Below are 22,135 nucleotides of genomic sequence, written 5' to 3' on the forward strand. Positions count from 1 at the left end.
TCACCGGGTTTTTGTTTACCCGCGTAACGCGTTCTTCGCTAAACGCGCGTCTTCCGCCTGGCATGCCGCTGCGGTGAACAGCACGTCCGTTGAGGAGTTCAGCGCGGTTTCGCAGGAGTCCTGCAATACACCGATGATAAAGCCGACGGCCACTACCTGCATGGCAATCTCATTCGGGATACCGAACATATTGCACGCCAGTGGGATCAGCAGCAGCGAACCACCCGCCACACCCGATGCACCACACGCACACAGCGACGCCACCACGCTCAGCAACAGCGCCGTGGGCAGATCGACCGGAATGCCCAGCGTATGCACAGCCGCCAGCGTCAGCACGGTAATGGTAATTGCCGCACCCGCCATATTCACGGTCGCACCCAGCGGGATGGAAACCGAGTAGGTGTCGCGATCCAGATTCAGCTTCTCCGCCAGCGCCATGTTAACCGGAATGTTTGCCGCAGAGCTGCGGGTGAAGAATGCATACACACCGCTCTCGCGCAGGCAGGTTAACACCAGCGGATACGGGTTACGGCGGATCTGCCAGAACACCAGCAGCGGGTTAATCACCAGCGCAACCAGCAGCATGCAACCAATCAGTACCACCAGCAACTGCGCATAGCCCAACAGTGCGCCAAACCCGGTGGTCGCCAGCGTGGAAGAGACCAGACCGAAGATCCCGATTGGCGCAAAGCGAATCACGATTTTGACCATAAAGGTCACGGCGTTCGACACGTCGTTGACCAGGTTTTTCGTTGTTTCGTTGCCGTGACGCAGGGCAAAGCCAAGACCGATCGCCCAGACCAGGATGCCGATGTAGTTAGCGTTCATCAGTGCCGTAATCGGGTTAGAGACCATGCTCATCAGCAGGCCGCGCAGCACTTCCACAATACCGGATGGCGGGGTGATATCACCCGCAGCGCTGGTCAGGTGCAGCGAGGACGGGAACAGGAAGCTGAAAACTACGGCTGTTAAGGCTGCAGAGAAGGTGCCCAGCAGATACAGGAACAAGATAGGGCGAATGTTGGTTTTTTGTCCGTGTTGATGATTGGCAATTGACGCCATGACCAGCATCAGCACCAGCACCGGTGCCACGGCTTTCAGTGCGCCAACGAAAATGGTGCCAAGCAGCCCCGTCGCTTCCGCAGCCGGTTTTGACGCCATTGCCAGCAGAATCCCCAGTACCAGCCCTACCAGAATTTGTTTAACGAGACTGCCTTGCGCCAGGCGCGCAAAGAGACCAGTTGATTGTGTGCTCATAAAAATTCCTAAGTGAAATTGCGTTCCATCCTTTATGTGCTCTAAGTCACATTTATGTCCGGATGTAAGAAAATGTTTGCCTGGTTGAGTATAGGGAAACCGGATGCGGAGGGAAGCGTAAAATGCTGCATTTTACGTGTTGCGTCATAGTTTTTAACTATTCATTTACAAAAGTGTGCTGGCCCTCTCCCTGGGGGGAAGAGGGCCAACGTAAAGGCAGCAGGAAGGACCGTAATTACTCCACCTGTTGCTTCTTATCGTGCTGACGATTAACCCAGGTATTGATAAGCAACGTCACGATCAGAATGCCAAACACCACACCGAGCGAGATAGCGATAGGGATGTGGTAGAAATCGACAATCAGCATCTTGATACCGATAAACACCAGGATCACCGACAGACCATATTTCAGCATTGAGAAGCGCTCAGCCGCGCCTGCCAGCAGGAAGTACATGGCACGCAGACCGAGGATGGCGAACAGGTTAGATGTCAGCACAATGAACGGGTCAGTGGTGACCGCGAAGATAGCCGGAATGCTGTCTACCGCGAAAATCACATCGCTCAGCTCAACCAGAATCAGCACCAGCAGCAGCGGCGTGGCAAAAAGCAGGCCGTTCTTACGCACGAAGAAGTGCTCGCTCTCGATCTTGTCGGTCATGCGCAGATGACCACGGATCCACTTCACCAGCGGACGGTCGCCAATGGCGGAGCCATCTTCTTTTGCCAGCGCCATTTTGATCCCGGTGAACAGCAGGAATGCGCCGAAGACATACAGCAGCCATTCGAACTGCGTAATCAGCCAGCTTCCGGCGAAGATCATAATCGTACGCAGGATAATCGCACCCAGCACGCCGTACACCAGCACGCGACGCTGCAGGGCCGCAGGCACGGCAAAGTAGCTGAACAGCATCAGCCAGACGAAGACGTTATCGACCGCCAGGGCTTTTTCAATCAGATAGCCGGTGAGGAACGCGAGCGCCTGAGGATCGGCAACCGCGCGGCCTTCCGTTGAGGCCAGGTACCACCAGAAGGCAGCACAGAAGAGCAGGGAGAGGGTGACCCACACCAGTGACCAGGCCGCAGCCTGTTTCATGGTCATGCCATGTGCGCCGCGACGCCCCTGCAAAAAGAGGTCGATCGCCAGCATGATGAGCACGACAACCGCGAATCCGCCCCACAACATGGGAGTGCCGACAGAATGCATACTATTTTCCTTACACATAAAAAACAAAAACGGCCATGGTCAGAAGACGATAGCCGTTAGCTTTTTATGCATAGACCTCGCCTTCCGGCAAGGTCTCACTTACAACCAAAAAGACGGGCTTTTTGATTGCCCGGCGACCGGATGCGGTTTTGCACGCATCGTAATGACGATCCACCGGCAAGGAAGTTACTCCCCTTTGCAGGTAACAAAATATGTCAGACCAGTGATTTCGTCAATGGTCTGCACCGTTTCATTACACAGCTTTACGCGATAGCTTCTGCGCCCACGCCATCTGCAGGGAAGACCACGCCGGTTTGACGGCGGATCTCGGTTTGCAGTTTCGCCGTGGTGCGGCTGACCGCCAGCCCTGGGTGATTCACTTCATTGTCTTCCACCAGACGGGCGAAGACCTCTGCCTCATAGAGCATAGTGTTAATATGCTGAGGCTGCGTCAGCTCCTGCGCTTTGCCGCCGCGTGGGACAATGCTCAGCTTCTGACACTCGGAAATCTTCTCGATAACCAGTGAGCCCGCTTCGCCCTGAATTTCGCTGGGCAGAACGGAATCGCTCACCTTGGAGTGCTGCAGCGTAACGCTGAAATCACCGTAATCCAGCACCACAATACCGTGCGCATCCACACCGCTTTCCAGCAGGCTGGCCGTGGCGGTGACGCCGTGCGGCTCGCCCCACAGCGCCACGGCAGAGGCCAGACAGTAAAAACCGATGTCCATAATCGAGCCGTTAGAGAAGGCCGGGTTAAAGGTGTTCGGGTTTTCACCGTCCAGATAACGCTGATAGCGCGACGAGTACTGGCAGTAATTAATAAACGCTTTACGCACTTTGCCAATCTTCGGCAGAGACTGCTGTAACAGCAGGAAGTTTGGCAGGCTGGCGGTTTTGAACGCTTCGAACAGCACCACCTGATTGTCGCGGGCAAGCTGAATCGCGGCTTCCACTTCCTGAATGTTCGAGGCCAGCGGCTTCTCGCAAATCACATGTTTTTTATGGCTGAGAAACAGCGACGTTTGCGGAAAGTGCAGGGAGTTTGGGCTGGCGATGTAGACCGCGTCAATGGCGTCACTTTGCGCCATCTCATCGAGCGACGTGAACAGATGTTCAACCAGATAGTCGTTCGCAAAACTCTGCGCCTGCTCCAGGCTGCGGGAATAGACTGCGGTGAGCTTAAATTTGCCGGTTTCATGGGCGGCGTCGACGAACTGGCGGGTGATCCAGTTCGTGCCAATAACTGCGAAACGTATCATAAACGTTTACGTACTCCGTAGCAGGGAACCTTTAGCCACTGTAGCACGTGATTATTGCAAAACCAGTGCGCTACTGCGCATTACTCTTTAACGATAAATGCGTAAGCCATAAACGGGTATCGAACTCCAGCTGGTGGTACTGCGGCTCCATATGGCAGCACAGGGAGTAGAAGGCCTTGTCGTGCTCTTTTTCCTTCAGGTGTGCCAGCTCATGCACCACGATCATCCGCAAGAACGCTTCCGGCGCGTGACGAAACACGGTAGCAACGCGGATCTCCGCTTTCGCTTTGAGCTTGCCGCCCTGAACACGGGAAACGGCAGTGTGCAGGCCGAGCGCGTTTTTCAGCACATGGATCTTGTTGTCGTACATCACCTTATTGATGGGTGGCGCGCTCTTCAGATAGGTGTTTTTCAGATCCTGGGTATACTGCCAGAGCGCCTTATCGGTCGCGAAGTCATGCGTCCCCGGATAGCGTTTTTCCAGCACCGCGCCCAGCTTTTGCTCGGCAATTAAGCTGCGAACCTGAGAAAGTAAGTTCTCCGGGTAGCCCTGGAGATAAGTTAGTTGGTTCATCAACGCCCCAATTTGACAATAAAACGGGTATACTCACGCACCCTTTTCAGGGATAACGCCGAAATTTTACCATTCAGGAGGGCCGATGAGCCACTTAGACAACGGTTTCCGTTCACTCAACCTTAAACGTTTCCCGGAAACGGACGACGTTAACCCGCTTCAGGCGTGGGAAGCGGCGGATGAATATCTGCTGCAACAGTTGGATGACACTGAAATCAGCGGCCCGGTTTTGATCCTGAATGACGCGTTTGGCGCGCTGGGCTGTGCTCTGGCAGAACACACGCCTTACAGCATCGGTGATTCCTACTTGAGCGAGCTGGCGACGCGGGAAAACCTGCGCCACAACGACATCGACGAATCCAGCGTTAAGTTCCTCGACAGCACCGCGGACTACCCGCAGGAGCCGGGCGTGGTGCTGATCAAAGTGCCGAAAACAATGGCGCTGCTGGAACAACAATTGCGCGCACTGCGCAACGTCGTAACCCCACAAACGCGTATTATCGCGGGGGCCAAGGCGCGTGATATCCATACCTCAACGCTGGAACTGTTCGAGAAAGTGCTCGGCCCAACCACCACGACGCTGGCCTGGAAAAAAGCGCGTCTCATTAACTGTACTTTCAGTGCCCCCGAACTGGCCGACGCGCCAGAAACCCTGAGCTGGACGCTGGAAGGCACTGACTGGACAATCCACAACCACGCGAACGTATTCTCCCGCACCGGCCTTGATATCGGGGCGCGTTTCTTTATTGAAAATCTGCCGGATAACCTGGAAGGCGAAATCGTCGATCTGGGCTGCGGTAACGGTGTGATTGGCCTGACGCTGCTGGCGAAGAACCCTGACGCGAGCGTTGTATTTAGTGATGAGTCGCCGATGGCGGTGGCCTCCAGTCGTCTGAACGTTGAAACCAACATGCCGGACGCGCTGGATCGCTGCGAGTTTATGATTAATAACGCGCTGTCGGGCGTTGAGCCGTTCCGCTTTAATGCCGTGTTCTGTAATCCCCCGTTCCACCAGAAACACGCCCTGACGGATAACGTCGCCTGGGAGATGTTCCACCATGCACGCCGCTGCCTGAAAATTAACGGCGAGCTGTATATCGTGGCGAACCGTCACCTGGACTACTTCCACAAGCTGAAGAAGATCTTCGGTAACTGCACCACGGTTGCCACCAACAACAAGTTCGTGGTGCTGAAATCCGTCAAGCTGGGTCGCCGCCGCTAACACGGGGCGCTGAGTTTACACCGGCCTGCCTCGCGTGCAGGCCCGGTGAGCGTTGCGTCACTCAGAGACTCAATGCCAGCGTTGTGCCCTGCGCAATGGCGCGTCGCGCATCCAGCTCCATCGCCACGTCGCATCCGCCGATCAGGTGCACCGTTTTTCCCGCCTCACGCAGCGGATCCACCAGATCGCGCTTCGGCTCCTGACCCGCACACAAAATCACATGATCCACCTGCAGCAGCTGCGGCTCACCGCCGATCAGCACGTGCAGCCCCGCGTCATCGATCTTCTGATAGCTCACCGACGGTATCATCTTCACCCCGCGAGAGAGCAGGGTTGCGCGATGGATCCAGCCCGTGGTTTTGCCCAGGCCTTCACCGGGTTTGCTGGCTTTACGCTGCAGCATGACGATCTGACGCGGGCTTTTCGGCAGCTGGGGTCCTTCCGGCCGCAAGCCGCCGGACTGGTTAAGGCTGGTGTCGATACCCCATTCCACGCAGAAGTCGGCAATGTTCTGGCTGGTGGGTTCGCCGGGCTGACTTAAGTACATCGCGGTATCGAACCCGATCCCGCCGCAGCCGATGATCGCCACTTTTGCCCCCACCAGCGCTTTGTCACGCAAAACGTCCAGATAGCTCAGGACTTTCGGATGATCGATGCCCTCGATCGCAGGCCTGCGTGGTGCGATCCCGCTTGCCAGGATCACCTCATCGTACTCCATTACATCCGCCGGGTTTACAAACTGATTGAGGCGCAGATCCACGCCCGTCAGGTCGATCATTCGGCGGTAATAGCGCAGGGTTTCGTAAAATTCTTCTTTGCCCGGGATCTGTTTGGCGATATTGAACTGCCCGCCAATCTCAGCGGCGGCATCGAATAACGTCACGCTGTGGCCGCGCGAGGCGGCATTCACCGCAAACGCCAGACCCGCCGGGCCGGCACCGACCACGGCCAGGCGTTTTTTATGCACCGCCGGGAAAATCGGCATTTTGGTTTCGTGGCAGGCGCGGGGGTTGACCAGACACGAAGTGACCTTGCCAACAAAAATCTGATCCAGACAGGCCTGATTACAGCCGATGCAGGTGTTAATCTCATCTGCACGCCCGCTCTGCGCTTTGGAAAGCAGCTCGGCATCTGCAAGGAACGGACGCGCCATGGAGACCATGTCGGCATCACCGGCGGCGATCACATTTTCCGCCACTTGCGGGTCGTTAATGCGGTTAGTGGTCACCAGCGGGACAGACACTTTCCCTTTCAGCTTGCGCGTGACCCAGCTGAACGCCGCGCGTGGCACCGGCGTGGCGATGGTCGGAATACGCGCCTCGTGCCAGCCGATGCCGGTATTGATGATGGTCGCGCCGGCGGCTTCAATCGCCTGCGCCAGCTGCACGGTTTCGTCGAACGTCCCGCCGCCTTCCACCAGGTCGAGCATCGACAGGCGGTAGATAATAATAAAATCCGCCCCGGCACGTTCACGCACGGCACGCACCACTTCCACTGCAAAGCGCATGCGGCGCGCGTAATCGCCACCCCACTCATCGTCGCGCTGGTTAGTGCGGGCCGCGAGGAATTCGTTGATCAGGTAGCCTTCCGAGCCCATCACCTCAACACCGTCATAGCCCGCTTCACGCGCCAGTGCCGCACAGCGGGCGAAGTCGTCAATCAGCGTCAGGATCTCATCGTGGCTGAGGGCATGGGGCGTAAAGCGGTTAATCGGGGCCTGAATGGCCGACGGTGCGACCAGATTCGGTTGATAGCTGTAACGCCCGGTGTGCAGGATCTGCAGGGCAATTTTCCCGCCTTCCCGGTGAACGGCGTCAGTGACCACGCGATGATGCGGCAACTGGTTGGCGTCGTTCAGCATCGCACCGCCTTCCATCCCCACGCCAGAAGGCGCAGGGGCCACCCCGCCGGTAACAATCAGCGCCACCCCGTGACGTGCACGCTCGGCATAGAAGGCTGCCAGACGTTCGGCCCCGTCCGGATGTTCTTCAAGCCCGGTATGCATTGAGCCCATCAGCACGCGGTTTTTAAGGGTGGTGAACCCCAGATCGAGGGGGGCAAATAACGACGGGTAGTGGCTCATAGTCTCTTCCAGTGTAAAATTATTGTTATGTGGTCGGATGAGTTACTAATTTAGCCAGCGATGAGTAAAAGGGAAAAGGGGAATGCGGCGATTGTGATGGGATTCAAATATTGGTGTGGCCTGACACCCTCTCCCTGAGGGAGAGGGGGCATTATAGCTCTCAGGGAGAGGGGGCGTTATAGCTCTCAGGGAGAGGGGGCACGTACTAAGCCCGGTGCCTGCCACATCGATGTCGTCAGTCCGCTGTCCACCAGCCCAAGCTGGTCGGCATAAACGGCCTGCCACTTCTGCATCATACCGTCATACAGCTCCCGGTGCGCCGGGTTCGGCGTGAACTCGCGGCTCCATTTCACCAGCCGCTCGCCTGTCGCCGCCATATCCGAAAACAGCCCGGCTCCCGTTCCGGCAGCAATCGCACAGCCCAGCGCTGTCGCCTCTTTCACTTGCGGGACGCGCACCGGCAGACCGGTCACGTCGCTTAAAATCTGGCTCCACAACGCGCCTTTCGAGCCACCGCCTGCAAACACCAGACCGTCGAACGTTACCCCTGAGAACCGTGAGATCTGCGTCAGGTTACACGCCGAGACAATCGCCGCGTTCTCTTCCAGCGCACGGAACAGCGTGGCTTTGTTGCATTTTTCCGGGTCGATGGAGAGGTTAATAAACGACGGCGCGGCGTGATACCACTGCTTGAAGTGCATAGCATCTGAGAAGATCGGCATAACACCGTGTGAACCGGCAGGCACGCGGCTGGCCATCTCCTCAAGCAGGGAGTAAGTGTCCATTCCCATCCGCTCCGCGATGAGTTTCTCTTCCGCGCAGAAGGCGTCACGGAACCAGCGCATGGTCAGGCCGGTAAAGAAGCTGATCGACTCCGCCTGCGCCATGCCGGGGATCACATGCGGATTCACGCGGATGTTCATCTCCGGGTCGGTGCGTACCTGCGGCAGGTTGACCACCTGCTGCCAGAAGGTACCACCCAGCACGGCCGTTTGCCCGGCCCGCACGACGCCTAACCCAAGACAGCCAAGCTGCACGTCGCCACCGCCCATCACCACCGGCGTGCCTTCGCGCAGGCCGCTCTGTTGTGCGGCATCTTTGGTGATCGCACCGAGCACGGTGCCGGTCTCCTTCACCGGAGAGAGGATATCGGCACGCAGCCCGGCCATGTCGAGCAGCGCCGGACGCCAGTCGCGGGAGAAGAGATCCAGCATACCGGTAGTCCCGGCATTGGACGGATCAACGGCCAGCTCGCCGGACAGTTTTGCCGCCAGCCAGTCGCTTATCATGGTGATCGTGGCGGCTTTGCGATAGATGTCCGGACGATGGTGCGCCAGCCACAGCAGGCGCGGCATGGCGCTCAGGGCCAGGGTCTGGCCGGAGACGTCATACACTTCGGATTCAAAACGGTAGTCGTGGATCTCTTTGAGTTCGGCTACCTCGCGGCTGGCGCGGGCATCGACGTTGGCGCACGCCCAGATGGCGTCGCCGTTGCGGTCATACAGCACGATCCCCTCGCGCATTGAGCAGCAGGCCACGGACTGGATATCCGCTGCGCTCAGGCGGGCGCGCTCCAGCGCCTGATGAATACACTGGCAGGTGAGTCGCCAGTTAATGTCGAGATCAAACTCCATCGAGCCCGGCACATTCTCCACGCTCAGGTGTTTCCACTCGGCCTGGCCAACGGCAACCTGGTTGCCCTGCAAATCGAAAATTACGGCGCGAACGCTGCCTGTCCCTGCATCTAACGCTAAAAGGTAACTCATGAGCATGCCTCGTGTCAGGCGCAGGACAGGCTCTTAGCTCGCCAGAGCCAGCACCGCGCGGGCTGTCGTCTCCTCCGTCACCAGGCCATTAATACGGCGGCCTTTGAGTGCGGCATAAATCGCATCGGCTTTCTCTTCACCTCCGGCCACGCCAACGATGGTGGGCAACTGTGCCAGTTCATCGAGCGTGACGCCCAGTAATTCCCGGTGGATCTCCAGCTCGTGCACGCATTCCCCTTCGGCGTTCAGGAAATAGCCGAGGATATCGCCCACCGCCCCTTTGCGGGCGTACATCAGCTGTTCACCTTCGCTGATATAGCCGGAGCGCAATATGGTGGCATCCCGGCGCTGGTTCACCGAACCAATGCCTACCACCGCCACATCGGCCGCGGCGGCGGCGAGGATCACGTCCCGCACGCTGGATTCGCGTTTTAGGATCCCGGCCACTTCGGCGGAGGAAACGCGAAGCGGGGCGGGGATCATGCTGACGCTGCAGGCGGCATCAAGCTGACCGATGCCCGTCATATACGGCCCAACGCCGCCGGAGAGCGTCACCAGGCGGATCTGCTGCGAGCTGATAAAACCGCTTAAGTGCTGCAGGCTGCTCATGGTGGTTTCACCAAATCCCACCGCCAGCAGCTGGCCGGGCTCCAGCACGCCCATCAGCGATTGCGCTGCGCCAATGCCCAGCCGGACATTCATGGGCGGGGTATTCAGGGCCGGCAACACGCGAACCAGCTTGAGCCCGAAGCGCTGCTGCAGCTCGGTTTCCAGCGCCAGACACCCCTCATAGCGGGAGTTGATCTGCACGCGGATCACCCCGGACTGGCGTCCTTTCTCCAGCAGACGCGAGATCTTCAGGCGCGGCAGTCCGAGCCGCTCGCCGATGTCGTTCTGGGTTAATCCGTCGTGGTAGTAGCACCAGGCGACGCGGGCAACCAGCTCTTCTTCCGCCAGTGCCAGCCCGGCAAAACGACCTTCTTCCGCAGTGCGTTTATCGCTCATAATTGAACTCTTATAAAAATTTAGATCATATGTTCGTGATCGCGCAGAAAGAAAGTGTGAACCACGCGACAAAACAGATCTTTTAGATTGATTTGTGTCTGTGTGGATCTTAATCGATAAATTTGTGATCCCTGCACGGTTCTAAATATAGTTCACCGTCTACGCTTTTGAACATTATTAAATCTAAAAATCATTTGTTCAATAGCGGAGCGATAATGACGCCACTTATCGAAGCACGTGATATCAGCAAGCAGTTCTCCGGCGTACCGGTCCTGAAAGGTATTCATTTCACGCTGCTTGCGGGTCAGGTGCATGCGCTGATGGGCGGTAACGGCGCGGGAAAATCAACGCTGATGAAAATCATCGCCGGGGTGGAAACGCCGGACAGCGGTGAACTTTCGGTTGACGGCCACGCGTTTGCGCGGCTTTCGCCCGCGCAGGCCCACAGGCTGGGGATTTATCTGGTGCCGCAGGAACCCCTGCTTTTCCCCAACCTGACGGTGCGGGAAAACATCCTTTTCCGCCTGCCGCGTGAGGCCGGTATGGGGGAACGGCTGGCGGAGAAACTCCAGCAGCTGCAGTGTCAGCTCACTCTTGATGCCACCGCCAGCACCCTGGAAGTGGCGGATCAACAGATGGTGGAGATCCTGCGCGGCCTGATGCGTAACGCGAAGATCCTGATCCTTGATGAACCCACGGCGTCGCTCACCCCGGGGGAAACCGAACGGCTGTTCCGCCAGATCCGCGCGTTGCAGGCGCTGGGCGTCGGCATTGTTTTTATCTCACACAAATTACCGGAGATCCGCCAGCTGGCGAGCCACGTTTCGGTAATGCGCGACGGCGCGATCGTGCTCAGCGGTGAAACTGCACAGTTTGACGATAACGCCCTGATTGCCGCCATGACGCCGGTGAGCCGCGAAAAAGGATTAAGTGATGCGCAAAAACTGTGGCTGGCGCTGCCGGGCAATCGCCGCACGCAGCCGCAGGATTTCCCGGTGCTGCGGGTGGAAGAGCTTACCGGTGAGGGGTTTATCGATCTCAGCATGGAAATCTATGCCGGGGAAATAGTTGGCCTCGCCGGGCTGGTCGGCTCCGGGCGCACCGAGTTTGCGGAAACGCTGTATGGGCTGCGCCCGGTGCGCGGTGGGCGAGTCTGGCTGGAAAATCAGGAAATAACCGGCGAACCCGTGGCGGCACGGCTGGAGAAAGGGCTGGTCTACCTGCCAGAGGACCGACAGGTTTCCGGCTTGTTCCTGGATGCGCCGATTCGCTGGAACACCGTGGCACTGAATGAGCCCTCGGTCTGGCAGCAGCGCAAACGGGAGTCGGCGGTGGTGGAGCGCTATCACCGGGCGCTGGGGATCAAGCTTAACCATGCGGATCAAACCGTGCGCACGCTCTCCGGCGGCAACCAGCAGAAGGTGTTGCTGGCGCGCTGTCTGGAGGCGAATCCGCTGCTGTTGATCGTCGATGAACCGACACGCGGAGTGGATGTGTCGGCGCGGGCCGATATCTATCAGCTCATCAAAAGCGTGGCGGCGCAGAACGTGGCGGTGCTGATGATCTCAAGCGATCTGGATGAGTTCCCCGGGCTTGCCGATCGCGTGCTGGTGATGCACCAGGGCGTACTCAGCGGCGAGTTGTCCCGGCACGCGGTCAGTCTCGACAGAATGATGGCGCTGGCATTCGGAGGGCAGTCATGAAGACCTTACTGAAAAATCGCGAACTGAGCGCGTTCATCGCCATTCTGGCGTTGTTCGCGGTGCTGGTGGGGCTCAATCCGGCCTATTTCAGCCTGCAAACGCTGGGGATGATCTTCGCCAGTTCGCAAATCCTGATCCTGCTGGCGCTCGGCGCCGCGCTGGTGATGTTGACCCGCAATATTGATGTTTCCGTCGGCTCTACCGTCGGGCTGTCTGCCATTGCCGTGGGGGTGGCCCTGAACAGCGGCTACACCCTGCCGGTATCGATCCTCTTTGCGCTGTCGATTGGCGCACTGGCGGGAGCATTTAACGGTTTTCTGGTGGTGGGGCTGCGTATTCCGGCAATTGTGGCCACCCTCGGCACGCTGGGCCTCTATCGCGGGGCGATGCTGCTGTGGACGGGAGGAAAGTGGATTGAAGGGCTACCGCCGAGCCTGAAATCGCTCTCTGAACCTGCCGCTATGGGTATTTCACCGCTCGGAATGGGCGTGGTGTTTTTAGCCGCAGTCGGCGCATGGACGTTGTCGCGCACTGCCTTCGGACGCGATTTCTACGCCGTGGGCGACAACCTTGCCGCCGCACGCCAGCTGGGCGTGGCGGTGAACCGGACGCGAATGATCGCTTTTACGCTGAACGGCATGCTGGCCGCGTGTGCGGGGATTGTCTTCGCTTCGCAGATTGGCTTTGTACCAAACCAGACCGGCAGCGGGTTGGAGATGAAAGCCATTGCCGCCTGCGTACTCGGGGGGATCTCTCTGCTGGGCGGTACCGGGACGCTTATTGGCGCCTTCCTGGGGGCTTTTTTCCTGACTCAAATCGACACCGTGCTGGTGCTGTTCAGGCTGCCCGCGTGGTGGAATGACTTTATCGCCGGGCTGGTGTTGCTCGGTGTGCTGGTGCTCGACGGGCGCTTGCGCCAGGCGCTGGCCCGGCATCAGCGCGCACTTAAGTACAGCCGCTTCCAGCCCGGTAACAAAGGGGGGAAGCATGTCACCCCGTTTACGAAACACAAAAAAGAGGTGGCGTAAATGAAGCTTAACTGGGAAAGCGCGCTGCTGATATTACTGGTGCTGGAAATCCTGCTCTTTGGGGCCATCAATCCGCGCATGCTCGATATCAACATGCTGCTGTTCAGCACCAGCGATTTTATCTGCATTGGCATTGTAGCGCTGCCGCTCACCCTGGTGATCATCAGCGGCGGCATTGATATTTCCCTCGGTTCGACCATCGGCCTGTGTGCCATCGCGCTGGGGGTGATGATGCAGGCGGGTTGGCCGATGGCGCTGGCGATACCGTTGACGCTGCTGCTCGGCCTGCTGTGCGGTCTGGTCAACGCTGCGCTGATCCACTACACCGGCATCAGCCCACTGGTTATCACCCTCGGCACGCTCTATCTCTACGGCGGTGGCGCACTGCTGCTCTCCGGCATGGCGGGGGCGACCGGTTACGAAGGCATCGGTGGCTTCCCGGACAGCTTTACCGCGTTCGCTAACCTCACGTTCCTGGGGTTGCCAATCCCGCTGGTGCTGTTCGCCGTGATTACCGTCTTCTTCTGGCTGATTACCCATCGCGGACGCTTTGGCCGCCATCTGTTTTTGATTGGGCAGAACCCGCGCGCGGCGCGCTATGCGGCGCTCTCGGTCAACGGGATGCCCTACGCCCTGTATGGCCTGGTGGGCGTCGCTTCGGCCATTGCTGCGCTGGTGATGGTCTCCTATTTCGGTTCGGCGCGTTCGGATTTGGGACGCGATTTACTGATGCCTGCACTGACCGCAGCGGTCCTCGGCGGCGCCAATATCTATGGCGGTTCGGGGTCGGTAATCGGTACGGCCCTGGCGGCGTTGCTGGTGGGGTATCTGCAGCAGGGTTTACAGATGGTCGGCATCCCCAACCAGGTGTCGAGCGCGCTGTCAGGGGCGCTGTTGGTTGTGGTGGTGATGGGACGTTCACTGAGTTTGCACCGTGAATGGGTGCGCTCTCTCCTCACAAAACATACCCGGAGCGTAAGATGAAAACAAAACTGATAGTCCTGGCGATGGCACTCAGCTTCGCGTCGGCACAGGCCGCGGACCGCATCGCCTTTATCCCCAAGCTGGTGGGCGTTGGCTTCTTTACCAGCGGCGGCAATGGCGCGAAAGAGGCGGGTAAAGATCTCGGCGTGGACGTCACCTACGACGGCCCGACCGAGCCCAGCGTCTCAGGCCAGGTGCAGCTCATCAATAACTTCGTTAACCAGGGCTATAACGCCATTATCGTTTCGGCGGTGTCGCCGGATGGCCTCTGCCCGGCGCTGAAGCGCGCGATGCAGCGTGGCGTCAAAGTACTGACCTGGGACTCCGACACCAAACCGGAATGCCGCAGCATCTACATCAACCAGGGCACCCCGGCGCAGCTCGGCGGCCTGCTGGTCGACATGGCCGGTAAACAGGTCACCAAACCGAATGCCAAAGTGGCGTTCTTTTACTCCAGCCCGACCGTTACCGACCAGAACCAGTGGGTGAAAGAGGCGAAGGCCAAAATCGAGAAAGATCATCCGCAGTGGCAGGTCGTGACCACGCAGTTTGGCTATAACGATGCCACCAAATCGCTACAAACCGCCGAGGGGATCTTAAAAGCGTATCCGGATCTGGATGCGATCATCGCCCCGGATGCCAACGCCCTGCCGGCGGCGGCGCAGGCGGCGGAAAACCTGAAGCGAGAAGGGGTGGCGATTGTCGGCTTCAGCACGCCTAACGTGATGCGTCCGTACGTAGAGCGCGGCACGGTGAAAGCCTTCGGCCTGTGGGATGTGGTGCAACAGGGCAAAATTGCGGTCAATGTCGCCGATCGGTTGTTGAAAAAAGGCGATCTTAACGTTGGCGACAGCGTGGAGGTGAAAGATATCGGTACGCTGAAGGTCGAGCCGAACAGCGTGCAGGGCTACCAGTATGAAGCGAAGGGCAACGGCATTGTGCTGCTGCCGGAGCGGGTGGTGTTTACCAAAGAGAACATCAACAAATACGATTTCTGACGGGGGAGCAAATGGCTGATTTAGACGACATCAAAGACGGCAAAGATTTTGGCATCGGCACACCGCAGCAGAACGTGCCGTTTACCCTGAAGGGATGCGGCTCGCTGGACTGGGGAATGCAGTCCAGGCTGGCGCGCATCTTCAACCCAAAAAGCAACCGCACGGTGATGCTGGCCTTTGATCACGGCTATTTCCAGGGACCGACGACCGGCCTTGAGCGTATCGATCTCTCTATCGCCCCGCTGTTTGGGGAAACCGACGTGCTGATGTGCACCCGCGGTATTTTGCGCAGCCAGGTGCCTGTCGCCACCAATAAACCCGTCGTGTTGCGCGCCTCTGGCGGCAATTCGATTTTAGGAGAACTTTCCAACGAGTGCGTGGCGGTGGCGATGGAAGATGCGCTGCGCCTGAACGTCTGCGCGGTGGCGGCGCAGGTGTACATCGGCAGTGAGTTTGAACATCAGTCGATCAACAACATCATCAAACTGGTGGATGCCGGTGCGCGCTATGGCATGCCGACCCTGGCGGTAACGGGCGTTGGCAAAGAGATGGCGCGCGACGCGCGGTATTTCTCGCTTGCCAGCCGTATCGCGGCCGAGATGGGGGCGCAGTTCGTCAAAACCTATTATGTCGACGAAGGGTTTGAAAAAGTAACCGCCAGCTGCCCGGTGCCGATCGTGATTGCCGGAGGCAAAAAGCTGCCGGAGCACGACGCGCTGGAGATGTGCTGGCGGGCGATTGACCAGGGGGCGTCCGGGGTGGACATGGGCCGCAATATCTTCCAGTCCAGTGCCCCGCTGGCCATGCTGAAAGCGGTGAAAAAAGTGGTACATGAGAACATGAGCGCGCGGGACGCGTTCCAGTTCTGGCAGGAAGAGAAACAGGGAGAAGCAAAATGAACGTGACATTAGTGGAAATCAACATCAAACCCGAGCGTGTCGATGAGTTTCTGGAGGTGTTTCGCGCTAACCACGAAGGGGCGATTCAGGAGCCGGGCAATCTGCGCTTTGATGTTTTACAGGATCCGCGCGTGAAAACCCGGTTCTTTATCTACGAGGCCTACAAGGATGAAGAGGCGGTGCTGGCGCACAAGAAAACCCCGCACTATCTGGCCTGCGTGGATAAGCTTGAGGACCTGATGTCAGAGCCGCGCAAAAAACGCAGTTTTGTCGGGTTGTTGCCGGCGTAACAGACCGCCGGGTAGCGCTTACGCTAGCCCGGCGATGCTCAGGCGAGGGCCAGTTCCGCCAGGATCGCCGCCAGCGTTTCGCGCGGTTTCCCGCTCAGCGACGCAAGCGGGAACGGCAGTGCAGGCGCGGCCACTTTCCCTGACATTTCTGCTGCTGCGGCCATCACCCGCAAACTGCCGTACTGGCGGAACAGCGCCCACAGCGGTGCCAGCCGGTCAGAGGCTGCGGTGTCTTTGGCTCGTGCAATCGCCAGTGCCGTCTGCGGATACAGCCCTGCGATAACCGAATACCAGACATCAAACCCGGCCTGCAGGGCTGACGCCGCCCGCCAGTCGCCGCTGATGCCCAGGGTGACGTTTTCAGGAAGACGGGCGCGCATGTGGGCGATATCGTACGGTATGCGCCCGAGCTTGACGGATTTGACGTTCGGTAGCGCCGCCACGGCATACAGCAAATCGTCGTTAAACTCGAACCCGGTGGTGGCCGGGTTGTCGTAAATGCACAGCGGAACAGAGATCCGGTGGGTCACCGTCTCATACAGGGTAAACACTTCCTCTGCCGTCAGGCGCTGGTACGACACGGGGGCCAGTAACACCCCGCGGGCGCCGGCACTTTGCGCCTCATCCGCCAGACGGAGAATATCGTCGAGGCGAAGCGCGCCAATACTTACGCTCACCGGAATGTTGTCGGCATGCGCCACGGCGCAACGGGTGATATGCGTGCGCTCTTCAGGCATCAGATACGCGTAACTGCCCGTCGAACCGAGGATCCCCAGCGAATCGACACCGGCATCCACCAGCGGGCGCAGCAACTGCACAAACGCCTGCTCATCAAATTTCCCCTCTCGCAATGGCGTCAGAGGGAATGCGCTTAACCCGTGAAACATCCGCTTATCCTTTTAGAGTTCAATCAGTTGAAGGTGAGCAGTGGAGCCCGGCATCAGCCGCTGCAGGTTGCTGACTAACTCATCGCCAGCCTCCTGCAACGCCGATAACGGCATCGACGGCAGACTTTCGAGAATAAACCACATGTGTTGCGCCTGGCTATCGAGACGTGTACGCACGCCCTGGCGCCAGTTCCAGCGACGGCAGGTGACGCCGATATCATCGCGCCAGATAACTTCGCCCGCATCCGGGTATTCGATAACCGGCTGACCTTCTTTCAGGGTATCAAACGGTTCATTACCTTCGGCAAGCGTCAGACGCGGTGCGCCTGCATAAGCGGCAAGGTTCTCACCCCCGACGGGAATGGCGTAACGAATGCTGATGGCATTGTAAATATCGACCACTGGATCGAGCGGGGGCAGTGCGCCCTCTTTCAGCACTCGCTTACGCAGGGCCGATGCCGAGCAGGGCGTGCGTTTCGGTTTCGCACCAAACGCCCTGAACACGTCATCCCAGGCGCTGAGGTGCGCTTCCGCCCAGGCAACATCATCAGTGAGGACCTGCTGGCAGGCCTGTGCCAGCGCGGCAGAGGCCACATCCGGCTGGGTTATCGGGGTGGCTTTAACCAGAATGCTCAGCGCCCGAAAGCCGGGGGCAATCCCGGTAAGACGCGGGTCTATTGACGGCGTAACGAGAGACATAAATAATCCTGTATTGACTGTTTTATACTATGGTAGTGACCAATGACTGATAAAGTCAATATAATGACCGATTCGGGTGCCGATATCGCCCAGGTAAGCCTGGCCGTCGCCACCCGCATTCGCAACTGGCGCAAAGAGAAAAAACTGTCGCTGGATGAGCTTTCACGCCGCGCCAGCGTCAGCAAAGGCATGCTGGTGGAGATTGAAAAAGGGGCGGCGAATCCCAGCATTGCCATTCTCTGCAAGCTGGCTGCCGCGCTGGGCGTTTCGGTGGCGGATATCGTTAACGTCTCCAGCGAGCCGCGGGTGCACGTCATAGAAGAAGCGGCGATCCCGGTTTTGTGGCAGGGCCCACAGGGCGGATATGCCCGGCTGCTCGCGGGCACGTCTGGCCCGGATATGATTGAACTCTGGCAGTGGGTGATGCATCCGGGGGAGCGTTTTACCTCGCCGGGGCATCCGGCGGGAACGTTTGAGCTGCTGCATGTTACTGAGGGAGGATTGACCCTGACGGTGGAAGAGACGGTGACGCAGGTGGCGGCAGGCGCTTCGGCGGTGGCGAAAACGGAAGCGGCACACGGCTACGCGAATGAGGGCGAAAATGTGTTGCGGTTTACCATGACGGTGGCGGAGTTTCACCGCTAAAAACGCCCCCTCCGTCAGGAGGGGGAGGGGATATCACGCTTCTTCCACACTTACCCGCAGGGCTGCCAGCGCTTTACGCGCCGCTTTCAGCACCTGCTCACACTGTTCAACCGTTAGCGTCAGCGGCGGTTCAATGCGAATGGTCTTCGAGTTGTTGAGCGTTCCGGCAACCAGGACACGCTGGCGGAACATCTCGCTCGCGAAGCTGTAGCCGATTTCGTTGTCGACAAACTCAATGGCCATCAGCAACCCTTTACCCCGCGCATCCTGCACCAGATCCGGATATTCCCGGCCCAGCTGGCGGAAACCGTCCAGCAGCATATCGCCTTTCTGTTCCGCCTGTGCAGGCAGGTTTTGATCCAGCAGCACGTTGATGGTCGCCAGCGCGGCCGCGCAGGCCAGCGGGTTACCGCCAAACGTAGTGGTGTGCAGGAACGGGTTGTCGAACAGCACCGAGAAGACCTCTTCGGTCGCCACCGTCGCGCCAATCGGCATCACGCCGCCGCCCAGCGCTTTTGCCAGACAGAGAATGTCCGGCTGGACGTTCTCATGCTCGCAGGCAAACATCTTGCCCGTACGCCCCATCCCGGTTTGGACTTCGTCGAGGATCAGCAGTGCGCCAAACTCATCGCACAACTGACGCACGGCAGGCAGATAGCCCTGCGGGGGCAGGATCACGCCGCCCTCACCCTGAATAGGCTCCAGGATCACCGCTGCCACGTCGTCGCCGGTTTTACGGCATTCGCTCAGCATGGTGCGCATAGCGCTAATGTCACCAAACGGCACGTGGCGGAAGCCCGGCAGCAGCGGCATAAACGGTTTGCGGAAGGTGGATTTGGCGGTAGCCGACAGTGCGCCCAGGGATTTTCCGTGGAACGCGCCGCTGGTGGCGATAAACGTGAATTTGCCGCGCGGCGACTGGTACGCTTTGGCGAGTTTAATCGCCGCTTCGACCGATTCCGTGCCGCTGTTGCTAAAGAAGCTGTACTTCAGTTTGCCGGGCGTTAAGGCCGCGAGCGTTTTCGCGAGCATAGCGCGAAGTGGATCGAGCAGTTCCTGGCTATGGAGAGGTTGTTTCGCAAGTTGATTCTGTACGGCGGAAACCACAACTGGATTACGGTGCCCCACGTTGAAAATTCCAAAACCACCCAGGCAATCTATAAACTCCTGTCCCTGGGTGTCGACAAGCGTATTAAGACTTCCCGCTTGCCACTCTACGGCTCCGTAATCCCCGCCGGCGGTAACAGATTTGCGATACTCCAAAAACCCTGGATTGACATGCTCTTTAAAGTAATCGATGACCTCTCGGTTAAGTTGTTTCATCTCCTCATGATCAAGCGTTCGCTTCTCAATGAGATTCAGTGCGTGCGCGGTACAGGCAAGAGCCGAGGCGCTGGAAGGTAACCTGTTCAAAATGTGCTCCCGGGGATCGCGTATCACATGATACTGGATTAAGTATTGCAGGGATTACGCCACTTCAGATGCCTTAACGAAAATCAGGATAAACACCAGGTTAACATTATGTTGCGCAAAATTTAATCATGCCGATATAACCGATACGGGATTTAGCGGTACGGCGGAAAAGGCCTGGGGAGGTGCGATTAAAAGGCCATTGCACTTATAGGGTGCAGACGCTGCGACTTAAGTGGGCGTTAACGCGTCATACTCTGCAGGTAATTTCTTTACGAAAGTATTTGAAATCAATGAATTATAAAATCTCACAAAAAGTGCGGTTTAAGTGAAATCTGCGATCTCTATCAACTTTAACAACTAAAGATAAATTCTTTACCGCCGAAAAAACATTAATCCACAAAATTAACATTCAAATAACCTGCAAGGGATGCTCACGATGTCCGCTCCAACCTTTGTCACCCAGAATGAATATCCTCTGGACGATGACACCACCTTAATGTCGACCACCGATATCCACAGTTACCTGACCCACGCCAACGACACCTTTGTGCAGGTGAGTGGCTATCAGCTTGATGAGCTGATGGGCCAGCCGCACAATCTGGTGCGCCACCCCGATATGCCAAAAGCGGCGTTTGCCGATATGTGGTACACCCTGCAAAAGGGCGAGCCGTGGAGCGGCATTGTCAAAAACCGACGTAAAAATGGCGACCACTACTGGGTGCGCGCCAACGCGGTGCCGATGGTGCGTCACGGGCAGGTGACGGGCTATATGTCGATTCGCACCAAAGCCACGGCAGAAGAGATTGCTGGCGTGGAGCCGCTCTATCGGGCTCTGAATGACGGGCGCTGCAAGAAACGTATTCATAAAGGACTGGTGGTAAGGAAAGGCTGGCTGGGGAAACTTCCAGAAATGCCGCTGCGCTGGCGCGTGCGAAGCGTGATGGCGGGGCTGTTTGCGGTGCTGGCTGCCACGCTGGTGGCCACCTCAGCGGGTGCGTACCCGCTGGCTGCCGCCGCGGTAGTTATGCTGCTGGGCACGCTGCTGTTTGAGCAGCAGATTGTTCGTCCGATCGAAAACGTGGCGCGTCAGGCGCTGAAAGTCGCCACCGGCGAGCGCAACAGCGTGCAGCACCTGAACCGCAGCGACGAGCTGGGGTTGACCCTGCGTGCGGTAGGGCAGCTGGGGCTGATGTGCCGCTGGTTGATTAACGATGTGTCAAGCCAGGTGGTGAGCGTGCGTGATGGCAGCGACAGGCTGGCAAAGGGGAATGAAGATCTGAACGATCGGACGCGTCAGACCGTGGCCAATGTGCAGCAGACCGTGGCGACAATGAATCAGATGGCCGCCTCCGTGCAGAGTAATTCAGAAACCGCCGCCGAAGTGGACAAGCTGTCAGTGGCCGCCAGCAGCGCGGCGACCAAAGGCGGAAACGCGATGCAGACGGTGGTGAAAACCATGGATGACATCGCGGATAGCACGCAGCGGATTGGCTCGATTACCTCCCTTATTAACGACATCGCGTTTCAGACCAATATTCTGGCGCTGAATGCGGCGGTGGAGGCAGCAAGAGCCGGTGAGCAGGGAAAAGGCTTTGCGGTTGTCGCCGGCGAAGTGCGCCATCTCGCCAGCCGTAGCGCCAGTGCAGCCAACGATATTCGCAAGCTGATTGATGCCAGCGCCAGCAAGGTGCAGTCCGGCTCTGATCAGGTTCATGCCGCCGGTCGTACAATGGATGATATCGTCGAGCAGGTGAAAAACGTGACGCAGCTTATCGCGCAGATCAGCCACTCCACCTCTGAACAGGCTACCGGCTTGTCAGAGCTCACCCGTGCGGTGGCCGAGCTGGACAGCATCACGCAGAAAAATGCCGATCTGGTTGAGGAAAGTGCCCACATATCCGCAATGGTGAAGCATCGCGCCGGGCGTCTTAAGGATGCGGTCACCGTGCTCCATTGAGCCAGTAAGGTTCCAGCAAGCCGTTTATTTCATCAGGAATAAGCGGCTTTATTTTTTCTGAATGTAATTATCAATGTCTTTTATTGTTAATTTTATATTAAGTAACTAAAGAAAGCACATCAGATATTTACCCCAGCCTAAGTCCGTTTTCCCCGATGCTATTTTGAAAATGCCTCATCAGAGGGTGACGTAACGATCGATTTACGGATATTAATAGCCTGCACCTATCCATTGTTGTGGTTATGAAATAAAAAAACGA

19 protein-coding genes are annotated in these 22,135 nt (G+C 58.0%); 9 read left to right on the forward strand and 10 right to left on the reverse strand.

What is annotated here, in order from left to right; translation table 11 throughout:
- Positions 1-15 precede the first annotated feature (15 nt).
- The 4 genes from sstT to HV157_RS17675 form a co-directional block, all read right to left on the reverse strand.
- Positions 16-1,257, reverse strand: coding sequence for a serine/threonine transporter SstT (gene sstT / locus HV157_RS17660; protein ID WP_182268771.1), 1,242 nt, complete (start codon positions 1,255-1,257; stop codon positions 16-18).
- A gap of 235 nt (positions 1,258-1,492) precedes the next feature.
- On the reverse strand, positions 1,493-2,461 hold the full coding sequence (locus tag HV157_RS17665; RefSeq protein WP_025202952.1) for a TerC family protein: 969 nt from the start codon (positions 2,459-2,461) through the stop codon (positions 1,493-1,495).
- A gap of 263 nt (positions 2,462-2,724) precedes the next feature.
- Entirely contained in the window at positions 2,725-3,723 is a 999-nt protein-coding gene (locus tag HV157_RS17670) for a Gfo/Idh/MocA family oxidoreductase (RefSeq protein ID WP_014171720.1), read from the reverse strand.
- Positions 3,724-3,793: 70 nt separating this feature from the next.
- Complete coding sequence (locus HV157_RS17675) at positions 3,794-4,297, reverse strand: M48 family metallopeptidase (protein WP_025202954.1); 504 nt, start codon at positions 4,295-4,297, stop codon at positions 3,794-3,796.
- An 85-nt stretch (positions 4,298-4,382) separates the two neighbouring features.
- Between HV157_RS17675 and rlmG the strand changes: the two genes are divergently transcribed.
- The gene (gene rlmG, locus HV157_RS17680; RefSeq protein WP_182268772.1) at positions 4,383-5,519 is read left to right on the forward strand and encodes a 23S rRNA (guanine(1835)-N(2))-methyltransferase RlmG; all 1,137 of its coding nucleotides are present in this window, start codon (positions 4,383-4,385) and stop codon (positions 5,517-5,519) included.
- A 61-nt stretch (positions 5,520-5,580) separates the two neighbouring features.
- On the opposite strand, the gene HV157_RS17685 is transcribed toward rlmG, so the two are convergent.
- The 3 genes from HV157_RS17685 to lsrR all read right to left on the reverse strand — a co-directional run bounded on the left by HV157_RS17685 (position 5,581) and on the right by lsrR (position 10,373).
- Positions 5,581-7,602, reverse strand: coding sequence for an NADPH-dependent 2,4-dienoyl-CoA reductase (locus HV157_RS17685; protein ID WP_182268773.1), 2,022 nt, complete (start codon positions 7,600-7,602; stop codon positions 5,581-5,583).
- A gap of 185 nt (positions 7,603-7,787) precedes the next feature.
- A complete protein-coding gene (gene lsrK, locus HV157_RS17690; protein WP_020883580.1) occupies positions 7,788-9,368 on the reverse strand; it encodes an autoinducer-2 kinase in 1,581 nt (526 codons plus the stop codon).
- A gap of 33 nt (positions 9,369-9,401) precedes the next feature.
- Positions 9,402-10,373, reverse strand: a complete 972-nt coding sequence (gene lsrR / locus HV157_RS17695) for a transcriptional regulator LsrR (RefSeq protein WP_020883581.1) — start codon at positions 10,371-10,373, stop codon at positions 9,402-9,404.
- Positions 10,374-10,588: 215 nt separating this feature from the next.
- Here lsrR and lsrA point away from each other — a divergent pair, with 215 nt between their 5' ends.
- The 6 genes from lsrA to lsrG are packed head-to-tail and all read left to right on the forward strand — an operon-like array spanning position 10,589 to position 16,275.
- A complete protein-coding gene (lsrA, locus tag HV157_RS17700) occupies positions 10,589-12,076 on the forward strand; it encodes an autoinducer 2 ABC transporter ATP-binding protein LsrA (protein ID WP_138614670.1) in 1,488 nt (495 codons plus the stop codon).
- Positions 12,073-13,104, forward strand: coding sequence for an autoinducer 2 ABC transporter permease LsrC (gene lsrC / locus HV157_RS17705; protein ID WP_121339854.1), 1,032 nt, complete (start codon positions 12,073-12,075; stop codon positions 13,102-13,104). Before lsrA ends, lsrC begins: the two co-directional genes overlap by 4 nt.
- Positions 13,105-14,088, forward strand: a complete 984-nt coding sequence (lsrD, locus tag HV157_RS17710) for an autoinducer 2 ABC transporter permease LsrD (RefSeq protein WP_014171712.1) — start codon at positions 13,105-13,107, stop codon at positions 14,086-14,088.
- Entirely contained in the window at positions 14,085-15,086 is a 1,002-nt protein-coding gene (lsrB, locus tag HV157_RS17715; RefSeq protein ID WP_032679011.1) for an autoinducer 2 ABC transporter substrate-binding protein LsrB, read from the forward strand. The genes lsrD and lsrB overlap by 4 nt, the downstream gene beginning before the upstream one ends.
- Positions 15,087-15,097: 11 nt before the next feature.
- Complete coding sequence (lsrF, locus tag HV157_RS17720) at positions 15,098-15,985, forward strand: 3-hydroxy-5-phosphonooxypentane-2,4-dione thiolase (RefSeq protein ID WP_014171710.1); 888 nt, start codon at positions 15,098-15,100, stop codon at positions 15,983-15,985.
- Positions 15,982-16,275, forward strand: a complete 294-nt coding sequence (lsrG, locus tag HV157_RS17725) for a (4S)-4-hydroxy-5-phosphonooxypentane-2,3-dione isomerase (protein ID WP_020883586.1) — start codon at positions 15,982-15,984, stop codon at positions 16,273-16,275. The genes lsrF and lsrG overlap by 4 nt, the downstream gene beginning before the upstream one ends.
- 38 nt (positions 16,276-16,313) lie before the next feature.
- Here the strand turns inward: lsrG and HV157_RS17730 are convergent, their stop codons facing one another.
- Together HV157_RS17730 and HV157_RS17735 are read right to left on the reverse strand one after the other, a co-directional pair.
- Positions 16,314-17,162: a dihydrodipicolinate synthase family protein gene (locus HV157_RS17730; RefSeq protein ID WP_182268775.1), complete on the reverse strand. Its 849-nt coding sequence runs from the start codon at positions 17,160-17,162 to the stop codon at positions 16,314-16,316.
- Between the two features lie 12 nt (positions 17,163-17,174).
- Positions 17,175-17,861, reverse strand: coding sequence for a B3/4 domain-containing protein (locus HV157_RS17735; protein WP_182268776.1), 687 nt, complete (start codon positions 17,859-17,861; stop codon positions 17,175-17,177).
- 42 nt (positions 17,862-17,903) lie between these two features.
- Between HV157_RS17735 and HV157_RS17740 the strand changes: the two genes are divergently transcribed.
- Positions 17,904-18,506, forward strand: coding sequence for a helix-turn-helix domain-containing protein (locus HV157_RS17740; protein WP_020883589.1), 603 nt, complete (start codon positions 17,904-17,906; stop codon positions 18,504-18,506).
- A gap of 33 nt (positions 18,507-18,539) precedes the next feature.
- Here the strand turns inward: HV157_RS17740 and ygjG are convergent, their stop codons facing one another.
- Positions 18,540-19,919 (reverse strand): putrescine aminotransferase, encoded by a 1,380-nt coding sequence (gene ygjG, locus HV157_RS17745; protein WP_020883590.1) that lies wholly within the window; start codon positions 19,917-19,919, stop codon positions 18,540-18,542.
- Positions 19,920-20,355: 436 nt separating this feature from the next.
- On the opposite strand from ygjG, the gene HV157_RS17750 reads away from it, so the two are divergent.
- Positions 20,356-21,876, forward strand: coding sequence for a PAS domain-containing methyl-accepting chemotaxis protein (locus tag HV157_RS17750; protein ID WP_047743708.1), 1,521 nt, complete (start codon positions 20,356-20,358; stop codon positions 21,874-21,876).
- Positions 21,877-22,135 lie beyond the last annotated feature (259 nt).

Origin of the sequence: Enterobacter sp. RHBSTW-00318, assembly GCF_014101375.1 — a bacterium.
GTDB lineage: Bacteria > Pseudomonadota > Gammaproteobacteria > Enterobacterales > Enterobacteriaceae > Enterobacter > Enterobacter ludwigii.